This is a genomic window from Stenotrophomonas sp. NPDC077420 (assembly GCF_044543385.1).
Classification (GTDB): domain Bacteria; phylum Pseudomonadota; class Gammaproteobacteria; order Xanthomonadales; family Xanthomonadaceae; genus Stenotrophomonas.
Map to the genome: position 1 here is coordinate 47,185 of NZ_JBITVZ010000007.1, position 23,805 is coordinate 70,989.

24 protein-coding genes are annotated in these 23,805 nt (G+C 67.0%); 6 read left to right on the forward strand and 18 right to left on the reverse strand.

The annotated features are described in order from the left end of the window. Window positions 1–11: 11 nt before the first annotated feature. The 8 genes from ACIGII_RS08935 to grxD all read right to left on the reverse strand — a co-directional run bounded on the left by ACIGII_RS08935 (window position 12) and on the right by grxD (window position 9,135). Window positions 12–536 (reverse strand): PilX N-terminal domain-containing pilus assembly protein, encoded by a 525-nt coding sequence (locus ACIGII_RS08935; protein ID WP_399636845.1) that lies wholly within the window; start codon window positions 534–536, stop codon window positions 12–14. 2 nt (window positions 537–538) lie between these two features. Next, entirely contained in the window at window positions 539–1,705 is a 1,167-nt protein-coding gene (locus tag ACIGII_RS08940) for a PilW family protein (protein ID WP_399636847.1), read from the reverse strand. Beyond that, a complete protein-coding gene (gene pilV, locus ACIGII_RS08945) occupies window positions 1,702–2,178 on the reverse strand; it encodes a type IV pilus modification protein PilV (RefSeq protein ID WP_399636849.1) in 477 nt (158 codons plus the stop codon). The genes ACIGII_RS08940 and pilV overlap by 4 nt, the downstream gene beginning before the upstream one ends. Then, complete coding sequence (locus ACIGII_RS08950) at window positions 2,175–2,690, reverse strand: GspH/FimT family pseudopilin (RefSeq protein ID WP_399636851.1); 516 nt, start codon at window positions 2,688–2,690, stop codon at window positions 2,175–2,177. Before ACIGII_RS08950 ends, pilV begins: the two co-directional genes overlap by 4 nt. Before the next feature lie 162 nt (window positions 2,691–2,852). Then, window positions 2,853–4,241, reverse strand: a complete 1,389-nt coding sequence (gene ppnN, locus ACIGII_RS08955) for a nucleotide 5'-monophosphate nucleosidase PpnN (RefSeq protein WP_399636854.1) — start codon at window positions 4,239–4,241, stop codon at window positions 2,853–2,855. A 242-nt stretch (window positions 4,242–4,483) separates the two neighbouring features. Next, window positions 4,484–7,750: a carboxypeptidase regulatory-like domain-containing protein gene (locus ACIGII_RS08960; RefSeq protein ID WP_399636855.1), complete on the reverse strand. Its 3,267-nt coding sequence runs from the start codon at window positions 7,748–7,750 to the stop codon at window positions 4,484–4,486. 324 nt (window positions 7,751–8,074) lie between these two features. Next, on the reverse strand, window positions 8,075–8,818 hold the full coding sequence (locus ACIGII_RS08965; RefSeq protein ID WP_399636856.1) for an SDR family NAD(P)-dependent oxidoreductase: 744 nt from the start codon (window positions 8,816–8,818) through the stop codon (window positions 8,075–8,077). Continuing rightward, window positions 8,815–9,135: a Grx4 family monothiol glutaredoxin gene (grxD, locus tag ACIGII_RS08970; protein WP_070206960.1), complete on the reverse strand. Its 321-nt coding sequence runs from the start codon at window positions 9,133–9,135 to the stop codon at window positions 8,815–8,817. Before grxD ends, ACIGII_RS08965 begins: the two co-directional genes overlap by 4 nt. A gap of 93 nt (window positions 9,136–9,228) precedes the next feature. Here grxD and ACIGII_RS08975 point away from each other — a divergent pair, with 93 nt between their 5' ends. Then, window positions 9,229–9,810: a superoxide dismutase gene (locus ACIGII_RS08975; RefSeq protein ID WP_399636858.1), complete on the forward strand. Its 582-nt coding sequence runs from the start codon at window positions 9,229–9,231 to the stop codon at window positions 9,808–9,810. A 339-nt stretch (window positions 9,811–10,149) separates the two neighbouring features. Here ACIGII_RS08975 and ACIGII_RS08980 read toward each other — a convergent pair whose 3' ends face one another. Continuing rightward, window positions 10,150–11,301, reverse strand: coding sequence for a 5-(carboxyamino)imidazole ribonucleotide synthase (locus ACIGII_RS08980; protein WP_399636861.1), 1,152 nt, complete (start codon window positions 11,299–11,301; stop codon window positions 10,150–10,152). Then, complete coding sequence (gene purE / locus ACIGII_RS08985) at window positions 11,298–11,801, reverse strand: 5-(carboxyamino)imidazole ribonucleotide mutase (RefSeq protein WP_399636862.1); 504 nt, start codon at window positions 11,799–11,801, stop codon at window positions 11,298–11,300. The genes ACIGII_RS08980 and purE overlap by 4 nt, the downstream gene beginning before the upstream one ends. A gap of 60 nt (window positions 11,802–11,861) precedes the next feature. On the opposite strand from purE, the gene ACIGII_RS08990 reads away from it, so the two are divergent. The 4 genes from ACIGII_RS08990 (at window position 11,862) to ACIGII_RS09005 (ending at window position 14,915) form a co-directional block, all read left to right on the forward strand. Next, window positions 11,862–12,131: a Trm112 family protein gene (locus ACIGII_RS08990; protein ID WP_399636865.1), complete on the forward strand. Its 270-nt coding sequence runs from the start codon at window positions 11,862–11,864 to the stop codon at window positions 12,129–12,131. Continuing rightward, window positions 12,128–12,982 carry a carboxylating nicotinate-nucleotide diphosphorylase gene (gene nadC, locus ACIGII_RS08995; protein WP_399636867.1) on the forward strand — a complete coding sequence of 285 codons (855 nt, stop codon included), beginning with the start codon at window positions 12,128–12,130 and terminating at the stop codon, window positions 12,980–12,982. Before ACIGII_RS08990 ends, nadC begins: the two co-directional genes overlap by 4 nt. A 438-nt stretch (window positions 12,983–13,420) precedes the next feature. Beyond that, window positions 13,421–14,497, forward strand: a complete 1,077-nt coding sequence (locus ACIGII_RS09000) for a DUF2272 domain-containing protein (RefSeq protein ID WP_399636870.1) — start codon at window positions 13,421–13,423, stop codon at window positions 14,495–14,497. A 61-nt stretch (window positions 14,498–14,558) separates the two neighbouring features. Next, window positions 14,559–14,915, forward strand: a complete 357-nt coding sequence (locus tag ACIGII_RS09005; RefSeq protein WP_399636872.1) for a DUF3301 domain-containing protein — start codon at window positions 14,559–14,561, stop codon at window positions 14,913–14,915. A gap of 42 nt (window positions 14,916–14,957) precedes the next feature. Here the strand turns inward: ACIGII_RS09005 and ACIGII_RS09010 are convergent, their stop codons facing one another. The 6 genes from ACIGII_RS09010 to ACIGII_RS09035 form a co-directional block, all read right to left on the reverse strand. After that, window positions 14,958–15,398: a ClpXP protease specificity-enhancing factor gene (locus tag ACIGII_RS09010; protein WP_399636874.1), complete on the reverse strand. Its 441-nt coding sequence runs from the start codon at window positions 15,396–15,398 to the stop codon at window positions 14,958–14,960. Window positions 15,399–15,524: 126 nt separating this feature from the next. Further along, window positions 15,525–16,160, reverse strand: a complete 636-nt coding sequence (locus tag ACIGII_RS09015) for a glutathione S-transferase N-terminal domain-containing protein (protein ID WP_399636876.1) — start codon at window positions 16,158–16,160, stop codon at window positions 15,525–15,527. Between the two features lie 156 nt (window positions 16,161–16,316). Continuing rightward, the gene (locus ACIGII_RS09020; protein WP_399637098.1) at window positions 16,317–17,018 is read right to left on the reverse strand and encodes a cytochrome c1; all 702 of its coding nucleotides are present in this window, start codon (window positions 17,016–17,018) and stop codon (window positions 16,317–16,319) included. Between the two features lie 37 nt (window positions 17,019–17,055). Continuing rightward, entirely contained in the window at window positions 17,056–18,315 is a 1,260-nt protein-coding gene (locus tag ACIGII_RS09025) for a cytochrome bc complex cytochrome b subunit (RefSeq protein WP_399636879.1), read from the reverse strand. Between the two features lie 2 nt (window positions 18,316–18,317). Next, window positions 18,318–18,938, reverse strand: a complete 621-nt coding sequence (gene petA, locus ACIGII_RS09030) for a ubiquinol-cytochrome c reductase iron-sulfur subunit (protein ID WP_068850670.1) — start codon at window positions 18,936–18,938, stop codon at window positions 18,318–18,320. Window positions 18,939–19,159: 221 nt separating this feature from the next. Further along, complete coding sequence (locus tag ACIGII_RS09035) at window positions 19,160–20,113, reverse strand: lytic transglycosylase domain-containing protein (RefSeq protein WP_399636882.1); 954 nt, start codon at window positions 20,111–20,113, stop codon at window positions 19,160–19,162. Window positions 20,114–20,269: 156 nt separating this feature from the next. Here ACIGII_RS09035 and miaB point away from each other — a divergent pair, with 156 nt between their 5' ends. Continuing rightward, entirely contained in the window at window positions 20,270–21,718 is a 1,449-nt protein-coding gene (gene miaB / locus ACIGII_RS09040) for a tRNA (N6-isopentenyl adenosine(37)-C2)-methylthiotransferase MiaB (protein WP_399636884.1), read from the forward strand. Between the two features lie 20 nt (window positions 21,719–21,738). Here miaB and ACIGII_RS09045 read toward each other — a convergent pair whose 3' ends face one another. Further along, entirely contained in the window at window positions 21,739–22,854 is a 1,116-nt protein-coding gene (locus ACIGII_RS09045) for an ABC transporter permease (protein ID WP_399636886.1), read from the reverse strand. After that, window positions 22,851–23,786, reverse strand: coding sequence for an ATP-binding cassette domain-containing protein (locus ACIGII_RS09050; RefSeq protein ID WP_399637100.1), 936 nt, complete (start codon window positions 23,784–23,786; stop codon window positions 22,851–22,853). The genes ACIGII_RS09045 and ACIGII_RS09050 overlap by 4 nt, the downstream gene beginning before the upstream one ends. Window positions 23,787–23,805 lie beyond the last annotated feature (19 nt).

Below are 23,805 nucleotides of genomic sequence, written 5' to 3' on the forward strand. Positions count from 1 at the left end.
GGCCGCGATCCTCAGAGCTTGAAAATAGTGTCGATGACCGAACGCGACGTGGGATTGTCCTTGTCGTCGGCCGCGTACGCGGTGATCTGGAAGGTGGCGGTGGCCTTGTCCAGCGGCAGGCCGTTGTCGAAGGCATTGCCGCCAGGTCCGCCGCACTGGTCGATCTGGCGGACGCGCACCTTGGGCGCGGCTTCATTTTTCTTGGCCAGCTCCCTGCCCCACGCCACCGGGTCGAAGCCGTCCTCGCAGTTCTGGGTGATGCTGGCGGCGTTGACCAGGCTGTTGTTGGGTGGCGCTTCGCGGTCGGTGATCGCTTCCACGGCATCTTCCGCATTGCGCACGGCGCCTTCGGTGTTCTGGAAGGAGCGGCTGGCGGCGCGGTAGTTGGACGACATTTTTTCCTGCATGCTGGCAACCTGCATGCCGGCCACGCCGATCAGGGCAAGCAGCAGCAGCATGATCAGCGCGACATACAGGACTGCGCCGCGCTGCTGGCGGGCGCCCGGAAAAGCACGGAGGTGCGGCGAACGGTTCATGGTCAGTTCCCGAACAGGCGATTGCGCAGGGCCACGCTCACTTCATAGGCGGTGCGATAGCGCCCATCGGTGACGGCATCCTGGTTGTAGGTCATGCCGAGCACGCCGAGGCGGGCCGCGGCATCGGTGGGCCTGGAGTTGGCGTTGGTGCCGGTGCGGCCCGGGCTGCGCGCGACCAGGCCAACCTGGACCATGCCAACGCGGCGCCATTGCCCTGCACCGGTCGCATTGGCGGCGACGGTGACGCCGGAGGCCACGTTCTGTACGCCGATATAGCCGCTGGGCGGGCTTTCGCCGGTGATGACCGCCGAGGTATCCAGCCCGTACATCAACTGCAGGTTCTCGATGCCTTCGACCAGTTCCTCGTTGATCGCATACACCCCGGCCGAATTGGCGCGCGCGCGGCGCAGCCCGGGCCCGTTGGTGCCGGCGCCGATGTAATAGACCATCGACTCGGCGCGGTACACCTGGGTCGGTTCGGGCTGCGGCGCGTAGCGGGTCAGGTCCACGGTCCCGGCAGTGATCACGTTGGCGGACAGCGACCCGGCGAACACGTCGACGTTGTCGCAGTTGGCGATGCCGAACATGGTCGGTACCGCGAGCCCGCCTTCGGTCAGCCGCTCCCAGCGGTCCGCGGCGACCGTCAGCTTCTGGCTATTGATGGCGGTCACCGGTACGCCTTCCGGCGCCAGGAAGCGCAGCACGAGGACGTCGCTGCCGGGCATCGGGGCTGGCACCAGGTTTCTGATGGTATCCGGCATGTTGGCCGGCACGTTGCCAGCGCCCACGTCGAGGGTGTTGCTGGGCGCGGTCCCGGGGGCTTCGTAGCCTTGGATGGCCACGCTGAAGTCCAGTGGGCTGCCGTTGCCGGAGTTGGCCGCGGCCAGCATGTTGTTGCGCGGCAGGCCGGTTTCCTTGATGAAATGGGCCTGGTCATTCACGCAGCCCATGTGGCCGGCCATGCGGATGTCGCGCTCGAGGAAATCCAGGGCGAAGCGGCCGTTCTCCTGGGCACGCGCCACGCCTTCGGAAAGGCGCGAGGCCGAATGCGAGGCGATGAAGACCTGGGTGATGCCCAGCATCAGGATCAGGCCGATGACCAGCGAGATCATCAGTTCGATCAGGGACAGACCTGCCTGGCGGCTGCGGAACATATGCGGACCTTTCATAGCTGGGTCTGGGTGCGGAAGGTGGTGAGGCCGTCCGGAGCGGTCTTGCTCCAGCGCTCATCGGCCCAGCTGATCTCGACGGTGGCCACGCCGTTGGCGACGACAACATTGGCGGCGGCGTTGTCGCCCAGCGCCTTGACCACCTGGCACTGCCAGCGCGCGATGTTCTGTTCCACCGTGACGGTATTGATCGGCCGCGCGCACACGCCTGCCGCCGTCTTGCTGCCCGAGGCGAAGGTGGCATTGCTGTACCACTCCGACGAATGGCGGTTGCTGCGCATCTGTTCGGTGAGGTCGTAGGCCAGGTTGGTGGCCTGGGTGCGGTAGTTGGCGCTCTGCACGTAGCGCACGTTCATGGTCTGCAGCAGCGCGAAGCCGAGCAGGCCGAAGGCCAGCACCACCACGGCCACCAGCACTTCAAGCAGGCTGAAGCCGCGTTGGCGGCCGCGCGGACGGTAGGGAGTACGGATCATTTGCAGGGGCCCTTGACGGTGGTGACCTGCCCGGAGGCGTTGATGGTCAGCGTGCTCTGCAGCGGCTGGTTGTCGCACTTCTGCGGACGCAGGGTGACTTCCTGGTCGGTGCTGTTGCGGCGACGGCCGCGCCCATCGAACCCGATCATGGCACCGGGGGGGCCGGCAACGACCAGGGCTTTGTTGATGGAGGTGTAGCGCAATACGGGTTCGGTATTGCCCAGTACTCCGTCCCCGTCATTGTCGCTGAACGCCAGCATGCCCACGTCCCACTTGCCATCGCAGGTGGTGCCGGTGCTGCTGCCGCAGACCGCCCCGCCCTGGTTGTTGCGGATCGCGTCGCTGCGGGCCAGGTTGACCAGGCCGATCAGCTCGTTGTGCGCGGTGGCGATGCGGTTGGAGCGGATCAGGTTCTGGAAGTTCGGGAAGGCAATCGCAGCCACCACCCCGATCACCACGACGGTGACCATCAGTTCGATGAGTGTAAAGCCCTTGGACGTACGCAGATGCATGGAACGCTCCCCAGCGTGATGACAGGACAATGGACGCCCCGCCGCCCAGCGGCAAGCGACAGCAGGACGAACGGTCGCCCGGAGGCGACGGGCGTCAAACCGTTGACACCCGTACGGTTGGGAGGGGGGTGCGGGCTCCCGACCCGCCCCACCCCGCCTGGCTCAGGCCAGTACCCGGTAGCAGGGCTGGTATTCGCCGGAGATCTTCATCCGGCGCTGCTCGACGAAGGCGCGCAGCAGTTCGTCCAGGGCCTGCATCATGTCGGCGTCGCCATGGATCTCGAACGGTCCGAACTGCTCGATGCGACGCATGCCGTCTTCCTTCACGTTGCCGGCGACGATGCCGGAGAACGCGCGGCGCAGGTCGGCGGCCAGCGCATGCGGCGGGCGCCCGTGGTGCAGGTCCAGCCCGGCCATGGCCTCATGGGTCGGCACGAACGGCTGCTGGTACTCCCACGGAATCTCGATGGACCAGTTGAAGAAGAATGAATCCTTCTGCGCCAGGCGGTGCTCACGCACGCGCTTGATGCCGGCCGACATCTGCCGGGCCACGGCCACCGGGTCGCCGATGATGATCTGGTAGCGCTCGGCGGCGGCATCGCCCAGGGTCAGGCGGATGAAGCGGTCGATCTGCTCGAAGTACGGCGCGGCCACGGTCGGCCCGGTCAGGATCAGCGGGAACGGCAGGTCCTGGTTCTCCTCGCGCAGCAGGATGCCGAGCAGGTACAGGATCTCCTCAGCGGTGCCGACGCCGCCGGCGAACACGATGATGCCGTGGCCGATGCGCACGAACGCTTCGAGACGCTTCTCGATGTCCGGCATGATCACCAGGTGGTTCACGATCGGATTCGGCGATTCGGCGGCGATGATGCCCGGCTCGGTCAGGCCGATGTAGCGCGTGGTGTGCTTGCGCTGCTTGGCATGGGCGATGGTGGCACCCTTCATCGGGCCCTTCATCGCGCCCGGGCCGCAGCCGGTGCAGATGTCCAGGCCGCGCAGGCCCAGCTCATAGCCCACCTGCTTGGTGTACAGGTACTCGTCGCGGCCGATCGAGTGGCCGCCCCAGCAGACCACCAGGTTCGGGTCGCCCGGGTTGAGGATGCGCGCGTTGCGCAGCAGCCCGAACACGGCGTTGGTGATGCCTTCGGACGACTCCAGCTCGGCCGCATAGGCCGGGCCCATTTCGATGGCCATGTAGGCCAGGTCGCGGACCACGGCGAACAGCAGCTCGGCCACGCCGCGGATGATCTCGCCATCCACGAACGCCATGGCCGGTGCATTGACCAGGTCGATCCGCACGCCGCGGTCCTGCTGGGCGACCTGGATGTCGAAATCCGGGTACAGATCACGCGCCGCGCGCGGATCGTCGGAGGCACTGCCGCTGGTCAGCACGGCCAGCGCGCAGCGGCGCAGCAGTTCGTGCATGCCGCCGCCGGAGGCATCACGCAGGCGCGCCACTTCCGCCCGCGACAGCACATCCAGTCCACCGCGCGGGTAGATCCGCGCGTCCTGCACCGGCAGCGTCCGCGCCGGCTTTTCGGTGATCGTCATTTCCATTCTTTTCGCTTCCTCAAGGTTGCCGACTGTACCGCTGCCCCCTTGAAAAGCAAAACGGCCGGGAAACCCGACCGTTGGATATGTTTCGAGCCCGGCGACGCCTTGGGGGCTGCCGTACGTGCGCTTTTCCGCGCAACCGAATGACAATACGCCGAATACCGCACCCTGGCAAGCAGGGCAATGAAAAACGGCCGGGTTGCCCCGGCCGTTTTCCATCACGCGTCAAGTTCGATGGATCAGAACTTGTACTTCAGGGTCAGCTGCATCGACCAGCGCGACACGCCGGTGTTGCCCTTGTCGTTGTTGTTTTCCTGGATCGACGGGGTATCGGTGGAACCGGTGAAGTTGTAGATGTACTTGCCGGTGGCCGGGTCGATACCGGCGTAGCTGGCTACGCGGGCGGTCGAGTTGAAGCCGTAATCGTTGATGCGGCCCCACTTCTTGTTGAGCAGGTTGCCGACATTCATGATGTCCAGCGCCAGCTCACCCTTGTGCTCCTTCATGAAGCCCGGGAACTCCTGCGAGATGCGCATATCGAAGGTGTTCACGAAGCCGGTACGGAAGGCGTTGGCCGGGGCGATCTGGCCCTGGTACGCCGCCAGCTGCGGGTTCTTGGCCAGCCAGTCGAAGAACTGCTTCTCCATCGCCGCGCCGCCAACCCACTTCACGTCGCCCGGGCCGTTCGGCACGTAGAACAGGTCGTTGAAGTAGCCGGCACCCGAGGTGGATGCGGCGTCGCCGTTCATGTCGTTGTAGTAGATGTAGCTGTACGGACGACCCGAACGGCCTTCATAGAACAGGCCGACGCTGGTGTTGTAGTCGCCGAAGAACGCCTTCTTCCAGTTCAGCGAGGCGGTCACGCGGTCCTTGATCGCGTAGCGCGAGTCGTACGCCACGTTTTCGTTGGCGGTGCCGATCAGGGTGCTGCCCCAGTTGGAGGTGTTCTGCGAGCTGGTCAGCGGGCTGACTTCGGTCGAAGCGGTGTAGGTGTAGGCCAGCGACCAGCCCCAGTTTTCCATCAGCGGCTTGTTCAGGCCGACGGTGAACTGGCGGCCGATACCCTTGTCGGTGTTGCGCATGAGCATGACGTCGCCCATGTCGCTCGGGCGGTTGGCCTTGCCGTTGACCTGCCCAGCAGCAGTGGCCTGACCCTGCTGTACCGAATAACGGTTGGCCGGGGTGGACGGCAGGTAACCTGCCGCATTCCAATAGAGCTCACGACCATCCTGGCCAATACGGGTGTAGCTCTGGCCCGCGCCGTTGTACAGGTCCAGACGCTCGAAGTAGATCGCGTCGTTGACCTTGGTGTACAGGAACTCGGCCGACGCCACGATGCCGTACCACGGCAGCTCGGTATCGAAGGCCAGGTTGGTCTTCCACACCGACGGCAGCTTCAGGCCCGGCTCGGCGATGTCCACGTTCTGGCGCGCACCGGCGCCGGCGGCCGGGATGTACGGCGGATCGACGTTCGGGGTGAAGAAGTTGGTGGCCGGGCTGTTGACCGTGTACTCGGTGTAGTTCAGGCCGGTGTTCTGGTAGACGCCCGCCAGCCACACGTTCGGGGCCGCGCCGCCGAACAGGCCCAGGCCGCCGCGCAGCTGGGTCGGACGCTCGGTGTCGAAGGTGTAGTTCCAGCCGAAGCGCGGCTGCACCAGCTTGTCATCCGGCAGCACGGTGTTGTCGTACCCGTACAGGTCCATGATGCGCGGGTTGTACAGCTTCTGGCTGTCGAAGTCCGGCATGTCGACGCGGACGCCGAACTGCAGGGTCAGGTTGCTGTTGACCGCCCAGCTGTCCTGCACGAACAGGCCGGTGTTCTTCAGGTGGTACTTGGCCGGGATGTCGTCGTAGCTGCCGCCTGCGCGCGGCGCGCGGACGATGTACTGGTTGATGCGGCCGGCGGCGAAGTCGTTGAGGTTGTTGAACACGTACACGCCGTTGAGGTTGCGGCCGTAGTAGTTCAGCAGGTCATTGTCGGAGTAGTCGAAGCCGAACTTCACGGTGTGGTCGCCCACGTACCAGGTCGCGGCACCGAAGGCGCTCAGCTCCTTGGATTCGACGGCGTTGACGTGCGAGTTCTGCTCGGTACCGAAGTACAGCGAGTTGTTGGCGGTGCCGCCGAAGCCACGCACCTGGATCTGCGGCAGGTCCGAATACGGGGTGCGGATCGCCGAGTAATCCTTCTGCGACAGCTTGAACTCGGTCGAGAAGTTCTCGGACCAGTCGCTGAACAGTTCGCCCATCCAGGACTCATAGGTCTTGGGCAGGTCGTACCAGAAGCTGCTCAGCGAGACCGCGCTGGTGCTGATCTGCGGGAAGCGCGCCACGGTCTGTTCCATCTTGTTGTAGCGGATGGCGGCACGGTGGTTGTCGCTGATGTTCCAGTCGATCTTCAGCGCGTATTCTTCGATCTCGGTGTCGTTCGACGGCGCGCTCAGCGAGCCGGCGTCGAAGCCGTAGCCGGTGGCGATCTGCTGCGCACGGGCGATGTCGGCATCGGTGATGTTGCCCTTGCCGTACGGGGTGTCGGTCAGGCTGGTGCCCGGTGCCGAACGCTCCATCTTTTCGTAGTTGGCGAAGAAGAACAGCTTGTCCTTGACGATCGGGCCGCCCAGGGTCATGCCGTAGGTCTTCTCGTCGTCAAAGCCGTTGAAGCGGACGCCGTCCAGCTCCTTGCGCACCATGTCCTTGTCGCGGTACGCGTAGTACACGGTGCCGCCGAAGTTGTTGGTACCCGACTTGGTCACCGCGTTGATCACCGCACCGGTACCACCGGCGATGGTGGTGTCGTAGTTGGCGACGTCGATGTTGATTTCCTGGATCGCATCCATCGACACCGGCTGACGCTCGGTCGGCAGGTTGTTGGATTCCAGGCCGAACGGGTCGCCGGCGCCGATGCCGTCGATGCGGATGGCGTTGTAACGGGTGTTCTGGCCACCGACGGAGATCGCGCCGTCAGCCTTGCTGACCTGCGAGATGCGCGGGTCCAGGCGGATGTAGTCCTGGATGTTGCGGTTGGCCGACGGCAGCGACTCGATGGTTTCGCGGTTCACGTTGGAACCGGTACCCATCTTGTAGGCGCTGAACACGTCCGAACCACCGGCCACGGCCACCACCTGCACTGCATCGAGGTTGGTGGCAGCAGCCACCACGTCGCCGGTCAGGTTGGCATTGATGGTGTTGACCTGATTCAGGTTCAGGTAGACGCCTTCCTCGGTCTTGGTGCCTTCGCCGGGCTTGTTGATGGTGATGGTGTACGGACCACCCACGCGCAGACCACGCGCGGCGTAACGACCGGACGCATCGGTGGTGGCACGGCTGACAGTGCCCGACTCGGTGTGGGTGATGGTGACTTCAGCACCGATCACCGGCGCACCGGCGGCAGAGGTGACCTGACCGCCGACACCGGCAGAGGTGCTCTGGGCGAAGGCGGGAGCGGCAGCAAGTGCGGCCACGAGACCAAGGGTGAGCTTGGACATCCGGAGATAACGTGGGTGGGTCATTGGGGAGTAGCCTCGATGCGAGTTGGCGATGGCGGAAAAAAAAAACGCGCCCAAGCAGCCGTTCAGCGGCTGTATGGACTTTTATCTGGGTTCCCTTGCCGCAGGCTGGTTTCAGCCGCAACGGTTAACACTAGATTAACACGATAAGCCCGGTATATGACGATTTGGCGACAAAACACACGCCACCACAACGCAATCGTGACGCTTTCTTCACATCTGACTGAATAGGCGAGAAAAGGGCCGCTTCCCCCGTTCAGGTGGAAGGCAGGAGCGACCCGGGGCGGATGTGCCCGGGCAGGATGCCAAGCCGACATGTCGGCAAGGTTACGCCAGGTGCAGGACCTGGCCCCGGTAGGCGCCGCCGTCGGGCGACAGCAGCTGCACCGCCGCCGCGGCGGCCACGGTCGGCTCGCGTGCGATGCCGTCCTCGTCCAGCGAGAAGGCGCGGGCGCGCAATGCGGTGCGCATCGGGCCGGGTTGCAGCCCGCTCACCCGCACCGGGCTGCGCGCCAGTTCGTCGTGCAGGGCCGCGATCAGGCCGCGCAGGCCGTGCTGGGCCGCTCCATAGCCGCCCCAGAAGGCCCGCCCTACCCGCGCGGGATCATCCACGGTGAACACCAGCGCGGCATCGTCGCGCTGGCGCAGCAGCGGCAGGCAGGCCTGGGCCAGCCAGGCCGGTGCGGTCAGGTTGACGTGCACGGCGCGCGCGAAGGCGGCCGGATCGGCGTGCTCGAACGGGGTCAGGCCGGGAAAATCGGCCGCGCAGTACAGCAGGCCGTCCAGCCGCCCCAGTTCCGACTGCAGGCGCTCGGCCAGCGTGGCGTAATCGTCCGGGGTCGCCCCTTCCAGGTCCAGCGGGTACAGCAGCGGCTCGGGGCCTGCGGCCTGCACGGCGGCGTACACCCGGTCGAGCCGGCGCGGCCGGCGCCCAAGCAGGACCACCGTGGCCCCGGCCTCGGCACAGGCCACGGCGGCCGCGCTGCCAAAGCCGCCACCGGCCCCGGCGATGAGAATGACGCGGTCGGCCAGCGACCCGGTCCCGACCCCGACGGACGGGACCGCGCTCATGGCTGCGAGGCCTCTTCGACGATGCGCTTGAGCTCGCCGGACTCGAACAGTTCCAGCACGATGTCGCAGCCGCCGATCAGCTCGCCGTTGATGAACAGCTGCGGGAACGTGGGCAGGTTGGAGAAGCGCGGCAGGTTGGCGCGGATCTCGGGCTCTTCGAGCACGTTGACGGTGCGCAGCGCGACCGCACCGGCGGCCATCAGCGCCTGCACGGCGCGGCTGGAGAAACCGCACATGGGATACTGCGGGGTGCCCTTCATGAACAACACGAGGGGGTAACGCTCCACTTCGGCTTGGATCTGCTGCATCACCGCCACCACGACTCTCCCTGCGCAACGGGGCACCCGACCTCGGCGGTCGGATAGACTCCCTGTACGTTCATTGTAATCCTACTGGCCCTGCCGCGACCCATGCCCTTCGAACTGCCCCGCCTGCCCTACGACCGCACCGCCCTGCAGCCGCATCTGTCGGCCACCAGCCTGGACCTGCACCATGGCCAGCACTACCGCGCCTACCTGGACACGGTGAACGCACGCATCGAGGGCACCGAGCTGGCCGAGCTGGCATTGGAGGACATCGTGCGGCAGAGCCAGGGCAGCCTGTTCGACGCCGCCGCCCAGGCGTGGAACCACGCGTTCTATTGGCGCTGCCTGGGTCCGCGTGCCGGCGGCGACCCGCAGGGTCGGCTGGGCGAGCTGGTCAGCCGCCACTTCGGCGACCCCAGGCGCCTGCGCGAGGAATTCGACCGGGCCGCGTTGGGGCTGTTCGGCTCGGGCTGGGTGTGGCTGGTGCAGCACCCGTCCGGGGCGCTGGCGATCCAGGCCACGCGCAATGCGGGCACGCCGCTGACCGGCCAGGGCACGCCCCTGCTGGCCTGCGATGTGTGGGAGCACGCGTATTACACCGACTACCAGAACGACCGCGCGCGTTACCTCGAGGCGTTCTGGAAGCTGGTCAACTGGGACTTCGTCGCAAGCCAGCTGCGCGATTGAAGCATGTAACGACCAACGGTCGTTACCTACCCAAAAAAGGCCATCCGCCAGGTCACGACCGTTGGTCGTGACATCACGCAGCCCGGCAGGTCACGACCGTTGGTCGTGACGTCACGCATCCCGCCAGGTCACGACCGTTGGTCGTGACGTCACGCAGCCCGGCAGGTCACGACCGTTGGTCGTGACATCACGCAGCCCGGCAGGTCACGACCGTTGGTCGTGACGTCACGCAGCCCGGCAGGTCACGACCGTTGGTCGCGACGTCACGCATCCCGGCAGGTCACGACCGTTGGTCGTGACATCACGCAGCCCGGTAGGTCACGACCGTTGGTCGTGACCTCAGGCGTCGCGCAGCGACGCCGCCGCCGGGGCGACCTGCCCGGCGCGATCCAGCTGCGCGCCCACCGCCTCAAGCGCAGCGGCCAGCGCGGCGGCATCGTCCTCGCGCAGGGTGGCGTGGCCTACCTTGCGGCCCGCGCGCGATTCCTTGCCATAGTCGTGCCAATGCCCGCCCGGCTGGGCCAGCACCGCGTCCGCATCGGGCATCTCGCCGATCCAGTTGAGCATGCAGGCATGCCCCAGCATGCGCGTGTCGCCCAGCGGCAGGCCCAGCACGGCGCGCAGGTGGTTCTCGAACTGCGAGGTTTCGCTGCCTTCGATGGTCCAGTGCCCGGAGTTGTGCACGCGCGGCGCCATTTCGTTGGCCAGCAGCTCCTCGCCGCGACAGAACAGCTCCAGCGCGAACACGCCCACGTAGTCCAACCGCTCGGCCAGGGTCTGCGCGTAGCCGATGGCCGCCTGGTACTGCGCCGGTGCCAGCCGGGCAGGCGCCACGCTGGCCGAAAGCACGCCGTCGACGTGCCAGTTGCCGGTCAGCGGCCAGGCGCGGAACTCACCGTCGATGCCACGCACCGCGACCACGCTCACCTCGCGCTCGAATGCGACGAAGCCTTCCAGGATCAGGCCGGTGCGCCCGACCTGTGCGCCCAGCGCCGCCCAGGCCGCGTCGATGTCGGCGGTCGTGCGCAGGCGGAACTGGCCCTTGCCGTCGTAGCCGAAGCGGCGGGTCTTGAGGATGCACGGCAGGCCGAACGCCTCCACCTGGGCGGCGAGCTCGTCACGGCTGCGGATATCGGCGAACGGCGGCAGCGGAATGCCCAGTTCGCGGAACAGGGTCTTTTCGCTCAGCCGATCCTGGGCGACGGCCAGCGCGTCCGGATTCGGATACACCGGCACCCGCCCGGCCAGGAACTGCGCGCTGCGCGCCGGCACGTTCTCGAAATCGAAGGTCACCACGTCGACGCGTTCGGCGAATGCGGCCAGCGCCGCCTCGTCCTCGAAGGCCGCCACCTGCAGCGGCGCGAGCTGGCCCCCGCAGGCATCGGCGGCCGGGTCGAACAGCTCGAAACGCAGCCCCATCGGGGCACCGGCCAGGACCATCATGCGGGCGAGCTGGCCGCCGCCCAGGATGCCAACGGTCTGCACGGTCATTGGCGCGGGTCGTCGTGGGCCATGACGTCTTCGGTCTGGCGGGCGCGGAAGGCGTCCAGCGCTTCGCCGATGGCCGGCTGTTCCGGCGCCAGCAGGGCGGCGGCGAACAACGCGGCATTGGACGCGCCGGCATTGCCGATGGCGAAGGTTGCAACCGGGATGCCGGCCGGCATCTGCACGATCGACAGCAGCGAGTCCATGCCGTTGAGGGCCTTGGACTGCACCGGCACGCCCAGCACCGGCACGGCGGTCTTGGCCGCGATCATCCCCGGCAGGTGCGCGGCGCCGCCGGCGCCGGCGATGATCGCGCGCAGGCCGCGCGGGCCCGCCTGCTCGGCGTAGGTGAACAGCACATCCGGGGTACGGTGCGCCGATACCACTTTCACTTCATAGGGCACACCGAGCGCATCGAGCTTCTGCGCCGCATGCTGCATGGTCTCCCAGTCGGAGCGGGAACCCATGACGATGCCGACGAGCGGCGCGGATTGGTTGGGGGTCATTGGCCGTCACCTGCCTTAAAGACGTATTCTAGCCGTCTTCCACGCACGACGAAGACCCCCATGGACCGCAAAGTCATCGATCGGCTGTGCTCGCCGCACACCCGCCAGCCCCTGTCCCTCCTCGATGCCAAGGGCCTGGACGCGCTCAACCGGGCCATCGGCGCCGGGACCGTGACCAAGGTCGGCGGCAGCCCGCAGGCCCAACCGCTGCGCGAGGCCCTGCTGACGCGTGACCGCAAGCAGGTGTTCCGCGTGGACGACGGCATTGCGGTACTGCTGCCGGAAGAAGCGATCGACACCGCCCAGATCGCCGATTTCCCGGAAAAATGAGCCCCGCTCCGCTGACGCCCCCGGCCCCGGACCAGGTCCAGGCCGACGTAGCCCGTGCGCTGGCCGAAGATATCGGCAGCGGCGATGTCACCGCCGCCCTGCTTCCGGACCGTCCGGACCGTGCCTACCTGTTGTGCAAGCAGGACGCGGTGATCGCCGGCCGGCCCTGGTTCGACGCCACCCACCGGGCGCTGGACCCGCAGGTGCGGATCGACTGGCAGGTCGCCGAGGGTGACGCGGTGCGCGCCGGCACCGTGCTGGCCCTGCTGCACGGGCGCAACCGCAGCCTGGTCAGCGCCGAACGCACCTCGCTGAATTTCCTGCAGACGCTGTCGGGCACGGCCACCACCACCGCGCGCCATGTCGCTGCGGTGGCCGGCACCGGCACGCGCATCCTGGACACCCGCAAGACCCTGCCGGGGCTGCGCGCGGCGCAGAAGTACGCGGTGCGCTGCGGCGGCGGCGACAACCACCGGCAGGGCCTGTTCGACACGGTGATGCTGAAGGAAAACCACATCCGTGCTGCCGGTTCGCTGAGCGCTGCGGTGCTGGCCGCGCGCACGCAGTGGCCCCGCTTGCCGCTGGTGGTGGAGGTGGAGGACCTGGCGCAGCTGCGCGAAGCGCTGGCGGTGGGCTGCGACCGCATCCTGATTGATGACTTCGATGCCGCGACCCGGCGCGAGGCGGTGCGCATCGCCGCTGGGCGCATTCCGCTGGAGGTGTCCGGCAGCGTGGATCTGTCCGGGTTGCGCGCGATTGCCGAGGACGGGGTGGACTGCATCTCGATCGGCGGCCTGACCAAGCACGTGCAGGCGATCGATCTGTCGCTGAAGCTCGGCGACCCGCCGTGACCTGGTACCGACCAACGGTCGGTACCTACCCTTCGTACCGACCAACGGTCGGTACCTACCCTTTGTACCGACCAACGGTCGGTACCTACCCTCCGTACCGACCAACGGTCGGTACCTACCCTCCGTACCGACCAACGGTCGGTACCTACCCTCCGTACCGACCAACGGTCGGTACCTACCCTTCGTACCGACCAACGGTCGGTACCTACCCTTCGTACCGACCAACGGTCGGTGCGTACCGTCTGTGTCGACCAACGGTCGGTGCGTACCGTCTGTGTCGACCAGCGGCCGGTTCCTGCCTTGCATTCGTGCCGGCCCCTGGTCGGCGGCTGGCCCGGTAGCGCACGACCGTTGGTCGTGCGTGCGCGCAGCGCTGCCTTCACGGGCTTCCCCTGCCGGCTCTGCGACGCTTCCCCTGCCCTCACCCGGAGTGCGTGGATGCGCCCCCTGCCCCTGCTTGCCTGCCTGTCGCCCCTCGCCCTGCTGCTCCCGGGCGTCGCCGCCGCCGCCGAAGTCTGCGACATCCCGCCGCGTTACGGCCTGAGCCCGCTCGCCATGAGCATCGTGCGGACGGCCTGCAACGAGCACCGGCTGTGGTACCGCCCCTTCATCGACGGCGACGGCCGCGCCGCCAACCTGGGCGTCAGCGAGGCCGAGCGCGAGTACCTGTCCGACGATGGCATGCCCGCCTGGCAGCGCGTGGTTGCGTATTGGCGCGACAGCGGCACCTTGGGCCCGATGGGCAGCCAACCGGGCGCCACCAGCTGCATGGCGCCGTTCGGTACGCGTTACACCGACAGCGATTGCCGCGCCTTCCTGATCGACAACCCCTGGTCGGCGGCCTTCATCTCCTGGGTGATGAGTCGTGCCGGGGTGCCTGGATTCACCCGCTCGCCGCGTCACATCGACTACATCCGCGCCGCTTACCAGAACACCGGCCCCTACCGCATGACCGACCCGGCGCAGGAAAAGCCCGCGCCCGGCGACCTGTTGTGTTATCTCCGCGGCCGCAGCGAATCGCTGAGTTACGCCGGACTGGTGCAGCAGCTCAGCGGCGGCACGGTGGCGAACTGGAAATCGCACTGCGAGGTGGTGATCGCGGCCAACATGGGCGGCGACCACACGCTGTACCTGATCGGCGGCAATGTGATGAACACGGTGGCGATGCGCAAGCTGTCGCTGGACCGCAGCGGCCGCATCCAGCTGCCGCCGGCTCCCTCCAACGACCCCTATGACATGGGTTGCACCCCCGGACGCGAAGACGAGTGCAATTTCAACCGGCAGGACTGGGCGGCCCTGCTGAAGCTGGTGGCCACCACGTCGATCGCGCCGACGTCCACCTACACGCCCCCCGCGGCGACACCGCCGGCGATGGGGCCGGCACCGGCACCGGCGCAGCCCGGTGCACCGGCCGTGCCGCCGCCGCAGAAACCCACCTTCCCGCGCGTGGTCCCGCCCAGGCCGACACCGCCGCCCCCACCGCCGCCGCAGAGACAGGACGGATCGCCGGCTTGATCCGGCGCCGGTTCGTCGCCATCTTGGTCGTTCCTGACCCCGATACCGCTCCGAGCCGCCGATGCCCAGCTTGATCCTGTTGATGATTGGCGGTGCCTTCGCCTATGCGTTCTGGAATGCATCGCGGGCTGCGGCCGAGCGCGCCATCGAGCTGGGTCGCAACGCCTGTCGTGCCGCGGATGTGCAGTGGCTGGACCAGGCGGTGCATGCCAGCAGCCTGCGCGTGTGCCGCAAGGAGAATGGCTGGCTGGGCTGGGAGCGCAGCTACCGCTTCGAGTATTCGCACGACGGCATCGACCGCCACACCGGGCGCATGGTGCTGCGAGGCGACCAGCTGGTGGCATTCGTGGGGCCATCCGCGGCGCGCATCAGCGAGATCCGGCGCGGGGTGGATACCAGCGGGGCCGAAGATGCGTGACCGCAGGTGCCGACCCACGGTCGGCACCTGCCTGCGGATGTTCTATTTGACGACGCGCAGGTGCGGGCGACCGCTGGGCTTGGGCGGGGTGTCGTCCGGGGTCGGGGTATCGTCCGGCGGCACGCTGTCGTCGGGACTCGGCTCATGGCCGGGAATGTCGTCGGGCAACGCCATGCCCTGCCCGGTCTCGCGCGCGTACACCGCCAGTACTGCCGCGATCGGCACCTGCACGGGATAGCTGGTGCCGGAGAAACGCGCCGAGAAACTCACGGTGTCGTTGTCGATGTGCAGCCGCACCACCGCGCGCTCGGCGATGTTGAGGACCACCCGACCGTCCTTCACCGCGCTGGGCGGTACCTGCACCCCGGGCATGCCGGCGTCGACCAGGATGTGCGGGGTGAGCTCGTTGTCGTTGATCCATTCCACCAGCGCCCGCAACAGGTACGGGCGGTGGCTGGTCATGCGGAAAGTGTCTTCAGTCATCATGGGGCGCCGCGGGAAGGTGACGGCTCTGGTATCTGGTTGGCTGCCGCAAGTGTACGCGCCCACCCGTGCAGCGGTCAGCAGGCACGGTGCCCCACGTAAAGCGCCGATGCAGCGAAGCCGTCTTCAGACCGGCAGCTCGCGCAGTTTCTTTTCCTGGTCGGTCAGGCTGCGGATGAAGCCGGGGTGGCGGAAGATGCGGTTGCCGTAGTCTTCGATCGACTTGCCGTCCTTGGGCAGCGGCACGTCCAGCGACTGCAGGCGCCAGATGATCGGTGCCATGGCGCAATCGGCCAGGCTCATTTCCGGATTGAGGAAGAACTTGCTGGCCTTGAACAGCGGCACGGCGCTGGTCAGCAGCTCCTTCAGGCGCTTGCGTCCGGCTTCGGCCTGGGTCTTGTTGCCCAGCTGGATCGCCTGCACCTGCGGCACCCAGTCGTGTTCGATGCGCAGCATCGCCAGCCGGATACGCGCGCGCGACAGCGGGTCGACCGGCATCAGCGGCGGATGCGGGTAACGCTCGTCCAGGTATTCGCTGACCACCGACGCCGCGTACAGCACCAGTTCGCGCTCGACCAGGGTCGGCACGGAGTGGTACGGATTGAGGTCGATCAGATCCTCGGGCGGATTCTGCGGATCGACCGGGACGAAATCATAGGTAACGCCTTTGGCGGCAAGCACCAGGCGCACGCGATGGCACAGCACGTCGTCATTCGAGGAAAACAGCGTCAGGGTGTTCCGCATGCGTACGCTCGCCGCCATCAAAGGCTCTCCAGCAGCCGATATCCGTCGACTGCATCGGCGCCGCCGGCCCATTGCCGACAGTCGTCACAGGTCCCGAGTGTGCAACTGCCCATCACAAAAGCCAATAGGCCGATCGATGTAGACACATCGATCGGCAATGCCAATCGCAGAGCCTCAGTGCACGTCCTTCCAGTACTCTTTCTTCAGCAGGTACGCCAGGAAGGTCAGCAGCGCCAGGAACAGCACCACCCACACGCCCAGCTGCTGCCGCTTCAGTGCGGCCGGTTCGCCGGCATATTCCAGGAAATTGGTGATGTCACGCACCGCTTGGTCGTACTGCCCCGGGTCCAGGGTGCCGGGCTGGGCCAGCTTCAGCCCGATCACCGGAGCGTCGGCGCCCGCGGCTTCGGGTTTGCCGTGCACGGCGTGCTGCAGGCCCTGCATCTCCCACAGCGGGTTGGGCATGGAGGCGTTCGGGAACAGCGCATTGTTCCAGCCCAGCGGCCGGCTGGTGTCCAGGTAGAACGACTTCAGGTAGGTGTAGACCCAGTCGCTGCCCCGCACCCGCGAGATCAGGCTGAGATCCGGCGGCATCTTGCCGAACCACTTCTCGGCCTCCGCCTTGGGCATGGTCACCGGTACCGGTTCGCCGATCGGCACGCCGGTGAAGTTGAGGTTGTTCATCACCTCTTCTTCGCTCAGCCCCAGGTCCTGTGCCATGCGCGAATAGCGCAGGTACTTCAGCGCATGGCAACCGGAGCAGTAGTTCATGTAGAGCTGCGCACCGCGCTGCAGCGAGGCACGGTCGCCCAGGTCGTTGCCGGCCTGCAGGGTCTTTCCGCCTTCGGCGGCACCGGCCACGGCGCTGGCCAGCATCAGGGCGGCCGCACAGGCCAGCCGGACAATCCAGTGGTCAGTCATGCGTGGTCACCCGGTCCGGTACCGGCTTGGTCCTGTCCAGCTTGGTCCATAGCGGCATGGTGATGAAGAAGGCGAAGTAGAGGAACGTGAGCACGCGCCCGACGTAGGTTTCGTGCGCGTCGGTGCCTGGACCCGACCCGATCACCCCAAGCCAGATGAAGCACACCGCGAACATGCCCAGCAGGCCCTTCGACAGCAGGCCACGGTAGCGGTAGGACTTGACCCGGGCGCGGTCCAGCCACGGCACCAGGAACAGGATGGCGATCGCCGAGAACATCACGATCACCCCGCCCAGCTTGTTGGGCACCACCCGCAGCATCGCGTAGTACGGCGTGTAGTACCACACCGGCTTGATGTGCTCGGGCGTGACCAGGCGGTTGGCTTCGGTGAAGTTGTCGTGCTCCAGGAACAGCCCGCCAAAGCCCGGCGCGAAGAAGATGATGAACGCTGCCAGCACCAGCAGGAAGCCCGCCCCTACCCCGTCCTTGAGCGTGTAGTACGGGTGGAACGGAATGCCGTCGGTGGGTGCGGTCGGCGACCAGCGGTTGCCCTTCGGCCCCTTCTTGATCTCGACCCCGTCCGGATTGTTCGAGCCCACTTCATGCAGCGCACCCAGGTGCAGCACCACCAGCAGCAGCAGTACCAGAGGCAGCGCGATCACGTGCAGCGCGAAGAAGCGGTTGAGGGTGGCATCGCTGGGCAGGTAGTCGCCCATGATCCATTCGGTGAGCCCGTTGCCGATCACCGGAATGGCGCCGAACAGCGAGATGATCACCTTCGCGCCCCAGAACGACATCTGCCCCCACGGCAGCACGTAGCCCATGAAGGCTTCGGCCATCAGCACCAGGTAGATCAGCATGCCCAGGATCCACACCAGCTCGCGCGGCTTCTGGTAGCTGCCGTACATCAGGCCGCGGAACATGTGCAGGTAGACCACGATGAAGAACAGCGAGGCCCCGGTAGAGTGCATGTAGCGGATCAGCCAGCCCCACTCCACGTCGCGCATGATGTACTCGACCGAGGCGAACGCTTCAGCGGCGCTGGTCTTGTAGTGCATGGTAAGGAAGATGCCGGTCACGATCTGGTTGACCAGGATCAGCAGGGCCAGCGAACCGAAGTAGTACCAGAGGTTGAAGTTCTTCGGCGCGTAGTACTCGCTCACATGCTTGCGGTACACCGGCATCAACCCCGGTGCGCGGGCGTTGACCCAGTCGGCGACGCCGGTGGCGGTACGGGAAAGAATGTTGGCCATGATCAGGCTGCCCCCTGCGGATCGACGCCGATGATGATGGTGCTGTCATCCTGGTAATGGTGCGGCGGCACCAGCAGGTTGATCGGCGCAGGAACGCCATCGAAGACGCGCCCGGACATGTCGAAGCGGGATTTGTGGCAGGGGCAGAAGTAGCCGCCCTTCCATTCCGGGTCGAACGGCTCGGGGCGGATCTCGGCGACCATCTCGGGCGAGCAGCCCAGGTGCGTGCACAGGCCGACCAGGACCGAGACCTCGGCCTTGATCGCGCGGAATTCCGGGTTCTGCTTGAGCACGTAGTCCGGCTGCTGGTCCTTGTTCTCCGACGCAGGATCCTTCAGCCGCCCGTCCAGTCCGTGCAGGGCGTCAAGGATGGCCTTGGAGCGCTTGACGATCCAGATCGGCTGACCACGCCACTCCATGACCAGTCGCTGGCCTTCCTGCAGGGCGCTGATGTCGGCAAGCACAGGCGCACCGGCCAGTTTGGCGCGGGCACTGGGATTCCAGGACTTGATGAACGGAACTGCTGCGAAACCGACGCCGACCGCTCCCACCACTGCAGTGGTTGCTGAAAGAAATCGTCGACGTCCAGTGTTGACTGGATCGTTTACCCCATCGTTGGCCATCCGGCACTCCGATATTGATTTAGGTAGCTTGAGGCTGCCAGTAGACCGGTGGGGGCCAGTCCACAATGAATCCTGATCGACTATAGCGGAACCTGACTCGGCGACACAATGGTGGTGAGGGCACGAGGGCCGGCCAGCGGCCGGCGCTACCGGGGCATCGTCGACGTCGGTCGCGCCGGCGGTTGGCCGGCCGTCGCGATGCGGTCGAAAGCGCCTGGGGACTACTGCGTGGACGCGGTGGCGCCGCGGTAGCGGTCGGCGAGCAGGGCCACGCGCTTCACGTAGTACTGGGTCTCGCTGTAAGGCGGCACGCCACCGTGGCGGTCGACGGCGCCTTCGCCGGCGTTGTAGCCCGCGGCGGCCAGGGTCAGGTTGCCGTTGAAGCGCTTGAGCAACCATGACAGGTACTGCACGCCGCCGCGGATGTTCTGCGCCGCATCGTACGAATCGGTGACACCGAAGCGGCGCGCGGTGGGCGGCATCAGCTGCATGAGACCCTGCGCGCCGGCGCGGCTGAGCGCGGTCGGGTTGTAGGCCGATTCGGCGTGGATGATCGCGCGCACGATCGCTTCCTCCACCCCGAACTCGCGCGCGGCGGCGGCGATTTCGGACTGGAAGGCGGTGGTGTTGAGCCGCACCGAGCCGAAGTTGACCCCCGGGTTGGCGCCACAGGCATAGCAGCGCTCGATGAAGCTGTAATGGATGGTGCGGACCTGGCCGAGGCTGGCCACCTGCGCCGGGCGTCGGCTGGTGTAGTGGCGCACGCCATCCTGCATGTAGGAATAGACCTGGCCGGACACCACGCGCCCGGCCTTGGCGCCACGCGGCGCGGGCGCCGGTGCTGCGGTCAGCACGGTGGCAGGCTGGGCCGGCGGCGGGGTCGCGATGGCGGTCGCGGTCAGTGTGGTGTCGGAACGGGCACCGTCGGCGGCCGGCGCCGTGGGGGCCGCCGCGGTGGCGACCGCTGCGGACGCCGGCGGTGGAACCGGGCGGCGCGGCGTGCTGCGGTCAGGGCGATAGCTGCTGACCACGCTGCAGCTGGCGCCGGAAACACGCTTGCTGACGTAGCTGGGAATGCCGTCGGCGCCGACACACTTGTACAGGGTGCCCGCACTGGCCGGCATAGCGGTCAGCGCAGCCAAGGCCAGCGCAGCGATCCCCAAGATCCCCTTCATGGGGCGGAGTGTCCCCGTTTCGCCTCCGTTTGCCAAGTAGTGCCACGCCATGCGCGGCAACCGCGCGTAGCGCGGCCCAGGTCCCGGGGTACAATGGACGGCTACCCGGCAGCCCTCCCCGGCTGCCTGCCCGCCCACCCGACTGGAATAAGCGCCATGACCGGGACGCCAGCTTCGACCCTGCCGACCTCGGCCGGCACCGCCGTGCCCGCCATCGACTCCCCCCGCCCCGACCTGCTGCCCCTGCCCGGTTCCCGGCCGCAGGTGGCCGGCCCGGTGCGCGGCAAGCTGTACATCAAGACCCACGGTTGCCAGATGAACGAGTACGACTCGGGCAAGATGGCCGACGTGCTCGCCGCCGAGGAGGGGCTGGAGCTCACCGACGATCCGGCCGAGGCCGACGTACTGCTGATGAACACCTGCTCGATCCGCGAAAAAGCGCAGGAGAAGGTGTTCAGCCAGCTTGGCTACTGGAAGGCACTGAAGAACAACGGCCGTGGCGTGATCATCGGCGTGGGCGGTTGCGTGGCCTCGCAGGAAGGCGAAGCGATCATCAAGCGCGCCCCGCACGTGGACCTGGTGTTCGGCCCGCAGACCCTGCACCGCCTGCCCGAGCTGATCCGCCAGCGCCGCGAATCCGGGAAATCGCAGGTCGACATCAGCTTCCCGGAGATAGAGAAGTTCGACCGCCTGCCCGAGCCCCGCGCCGAGGGCGGTTCGGCGTTCGTGTCGATCATGGAAGGCTGCTCCAAGTACTGTTCCTTCTGCGTGGTGCCCTACACCCGCGGCACCGAAGTCAGCCGCCCGTTCGAGGACGTGGTGGTGGAGGTGGCGCAGCTGGCCGCGCAGGGCGTGCGCGAGATCAACCTGCTGGGCCAGAACGTCAACGCCTATCGCGGGCCGTATGGAGAGGGCGACGTTGCCGACCTGGGCCTGCTGATCCGCACCATCGCCGAGATCGACGGGGTCGACCGGATCCGCTTCACCACCTCGCACCCGCTTGAGTTCAGCGACTCGCTGGTGGATGCGTACCGCGACGTGCCGCAGCTGGCCAACTTCCTGCACCTGCCGGTGCAGGCCGGCAGCGACCGCGTACTGTCGGCGATGAAGCGCGGCTATACCGCGCTGGAGTTCAAGGCCAGGATCCGCAAGCTGCGCGCGGTGCGGCCGGACATCTCGATCAGCTCCGATTTCATCGTCGGGTTCCCGGGCGAAACCGAGGCCGACTTCGAGAAGACCATGAAGCTGATCGAAGACGTGGGCTTCGACCACAGCTTCTCGTTCATCTACTCGCGCCGCCCCGGCACCCCGGCCGCGGACCTGGAAGACACCATCAGCGATGCGGAAAAGCATGCACGGCTGTCGCGCCTGCAGGCGCGGATCAATGAGCAGGCCGCCGCGATTTCCCAGGCGATGATCGGCACCGTGCAGACCGTGCTGGTGGAGGGACCGTCACGGCGTGATCCCAACGAGCTGACCGGCAAGACCGAGAACATGCGCTCGGTCAACTTCCCGGGCCAGGCGCGCCTGGTCGGGCAGCTGGTGGATGTGGAAATCACCGAGGCGTACAGCAATTCACTGCGTGGGCGGTTGGTGGTCGCGTAACGATCCGGTGACACGCTGGGTCAATCCAGCCGCTTGCGGAACCGCAGGATCGCCAGGGTCATCATCACCACGATGAAGGCCAGCAGGGCCAGCACTTCCGGCCACAGCTCCCACCACCGGGCGCCGCGCAGCATGATGCCCCGCACCAGGCGCAGGAAATGGGTGAGCGGCAGGATCTCGGCCACCCACTGCACGACGCGCGGCATGCCGGCGAACGGAAACATGAAACCGGACAGCAGGATCGACGGCAGGAACACGAACATCGTCATCTGCATGGCCTGGAACTGCGACTGTGCCCGGGTCGAGATCAACAGGCCCATCGACAGGTTGGCGGCGATCAGCAGGACCGCGGCCAGGTAGACGTCGAACACGCTGCCACGCACCGGCACCTGGAACAGCCACATGCCCAGCAGCAGCACCAGCGTGGTCTGGACCAGCCCGATCGCCGCATACGGCAGCACCTTGCCGACCATCAGTTCGCTGCTGCTCAACGGGGTGGCGATCAGCAGTTCCATGTTGCCGCGCTCGCGCTCGCGCACGATCGCCACGGCGGTGAACATCACCATGGTCATGGTGAGGATGATCCCGATCAGTCCCGGCACGATGTTGACCGCCGAGCGCCGCTCGGGGTTGTAGAACGCCACCACGCTGATCTGGGCGCCGGTGCCGACCGCGCCATCGCGCAGCGGCCGGTCATTGCGCAGCGGCCGGGTGTCCAGTGGCACCTGGGCCAGCTGTACCGCCGCGCTCTGCACCACGGTGTCGCTGCCATCCACCAGCACCTGCACCGCCTCGCGACCTTCGAAGCGGCGGCGCTCGAAGTCGGCCGGGATCACGATGCCCAGGCTGACCTGCCCGCGACGCAGCGCGGTCATCAGCTGCTCCGGGGTATCCACGCGCAGGATCGGGGTGATCACACCGGTGGCGGCCATGTCCATCAGCAGCGCGCGCGACGCCGACGTTCCCGCCTGGTCGGCGATGCCGGCCTGCAGGTGGCGCAGGTTGATGTTGATGGCGTATCCGAACAGCACCAGCTGCATCACCGGGATGCCGACGATCATGGCCAGGGTGATGCGGTCGCGGCGCATCTGCCGCAGCTCCTTGAGCACGATCGCCCACAGCCGGCGCAGGTTCATCGGGTGGCCCCGTCGGCCGCCGACGCTTCGCGCCCGCGCGTGGCCGAGACGAATACGTCCTCCAGGCTGGCATCGCTGCGCACCACCTCCGCCTCCTGCCCGGCTGCGCGCAACGCCTGCTGCAGGCGGGCCTGCGCATCCTCGTCGGTGTCCAGCAGCACCCGCAGCGCATTGCCGATCTGCGCCACGCTGAGTACGCCCGGCAGGCTGGCCAGTGCACGCTGCGCCTGCCGCGGCTGCGCCGCATGCACCTCCAGCGTGCGCCCTTCCAGCGCGGCCGTCAGCTCGGCGGGGCTGCCATCGGCCACCAGCACCCCCTGGTCGAGGATGGCCAGCCGATGGCAGCGCTCGGCCTCATCCATGTAATGCGTGGACACCAGCAGCGTGGTGCCGGCGTCGGCCAGGTCGAACAGCTTCTCCCAGAAGTCGCGCCGCGATTCCGGATCGACCGCGCTGGTCGGCTCGTCCAGGAACAGCAGCTCGGGTTCGTGGATGACCGCGCCGGCCAGCGCCAGTCGCTGTTTCTGGCCGCCGCTCATGGTGCCGGCCAGCTGCGCCTGGCGGTCTTCGAACCGGTACTGCTGGAGCAGGGTGTCGATGCGCTGCGCGGCCCGGGCCCGTGGAATATCCTGCACGGCAGCCAGGAACTCCAGGTTCTCGCGCACGGTCAGGTCTTCGAACAACGAAAAGCGCTGGGTCATGTACCCGATCCGCCGACGCAGGGCGTCGGCCTGCTCGGGAATGCGCAGTCCCAGCACCTCGATCTCCCCTTCGGTGGGGGTGAGCAGGCCGCACAGCATGCGGATGGTGGTTGACTTGCCCGACCCGTTTGGACCGAGAAAGCCATACACGCTGGCGCGTGGCACGCTCAGGTCGACATGGTCCACGGCGGCCACGGTGCCGAAGCGCCTGGTCAGGCCACGCGCGCGGATCGCCAGCGGCGTCGGCGCG

Excerpts from the sequence above, each read along its gene's own strand:
- ACIGII_RS08935 (WP_399636845.1), bottom strand. The coding sequence starts at position 536 with ATGAACCGTTCGCCGCACCTCCGTGCTTTTCCGGGCGCCCGCCAGCAG.
- ACIGII_RS08940 (WP_399636847.1), bottom strand. The coding sequence starts at position 1,705 with ATGAAAGGTCCGCATATGTTCCGCAGCCGCCAGGCAGGTCTGTCCCTG.
- pilV (WP_399636849.1), bottom strand. The coding sequence starts at position 2,178 with ATGATCCGTACTCCCTACCGTCCGCGCGGCCGCCAACGCGGCTTCAGC.
- ACIGII_RS08950 (WP_399636851.1), bottom strand. The coding sequence starts at position 2,690 with ATGCATCTGCGTACGTCCAAGGGCTTTACACTCATCGAACTGATGGTC.
- ppnN (WP_399636854.1), bottom strand. The coding sequence starts at position 4,241 with ATGACGATCACCGAAAAGCCGGCGCGGACGCTGCCGGTGCAGGACGCG.
- ACIGII_RS08960 (WP_399636855.1), bottom strand. The coding sequence starts at position 7,750 with ATGACCCACCCACGTTATCTCCGGATGTCCAAGCTCACCCTTGGTCTC.
- ACIGII_RS08965 (WP_399636856.1), bottom strand. The coding sequence starts at position 8,818 with ATGAGCGCGGTCCCGTCCGTCGGGGTCGGGACCGGGTCGCTGGCCGAC.
- ACIGII_RS08975 (WP_399636858.1), top strand. The coding sequence starts at position 9,229 with ATGCCCTTCGAACTGCCCCGCCTGCCCTACGACCGCACCGCCCTGCAG.
- ACIGII_RS08980 (WP_399636861.1), bottom strand. The coding sequence starts at position 11,301 with ATGACCGTGCAGACCGTTGGCATCCTGGGCGGCGGCCAGCTCGCCCGC.
- purE (WP_399636862.1), bottom strand. The coding sequence starts at position 11,801 with ATGACCCCCAACCAATCCGCGCCGCTCGTCGGCATCGTCATGGGTTCC.
- ACIGII_RS08990 (WP_399636865.1), top strand. The coding sequence starts at position 11,862 with ATGGACCGCAAAGTCATCGATCGGCTGTGCTCGCCGCACACCCGCCAG.
- nadC (WP_399636867.1), top strand. The coding sequence starts at position 12,128 with ATGAGCCCCGCTCCGCTGACGCCCCCGGCCCCGGACCAGGTCCAGGCC.
- ACIGII_RS09000 (WP_399636870.1), top strand. The coding sequence starts at position 13,421 with ATGCGCCCCCTGCCCCTGCTTGCCTGCCTGTCGCCCCTCGCCCTGCTG.
- ACIGII_RS09005 (WP_399636872.1), top strand. The coding sequence starts at position 14,559 with ATGCCCAGCTTGATCCTGTTGATGATTGGCGGTGCCTTCGCCTATGCG.
- ACIGII_RS09010 (WP_399636874.1), bottom strand. The coding sequence starts at position 15,398 with ATGACTGAAGACACTTTCCGCATGACCAGCCACCGCCCGTACCTGTTG.
- ACIGII_RS09015 (WP_399636876.1), bottom strand. The coding sequence starts at position 16,160 with ATGGCGGCGAGCGTACGCATGCGGAACACCCTGACGCTGTTTTCCTCG.
- ACIGII_RS09020 (WP_399637098.1), bottom strand. The coding sequence starts at position 17,018 with ATGCTGGCCAGCGCCGTGGCCGGTGCCGCCGAAGGCGGAAAGACCCTG.
- ACIGII_RS09025 (WP_399636879.1), bottom strand. The coding sequence starts at position 18,315 with ATGGCCAACATTCTTTCCCGTACCGCCACCGGCGTCGCCGACTGGGTC.
- petA (WP_068850670.1), bottom strand. The coding sequence starts at position 18,938 with ATGGCCAACGATGGGGTAAACGATCCAGTCAACACTGGACGTCGACGA.
- ACIGII_RS09035 (WP_399636882.1), bottom strand. The coding sequence starts at position 20,113 with ATGAAGGGGATCTTGGGGATCGCTGCGCTGGCCTTGGCTGCGCTGACC.
- miaB (WP_399636884.1), top strand. The coding sequence starts at position 20,270 with ATGACCGGGACGCCAGCTTCGACCCTGCCGACCTCGGCCGGCACCGCC.
- ACIGII_RS09045 (WP_399636886.1), bottom strand. The coding sequence starts at position 22,854 with ATGAACCTGCGCCGGCTGTGGGCGATCGTGCTCAAGGAGCTGCGGCAG.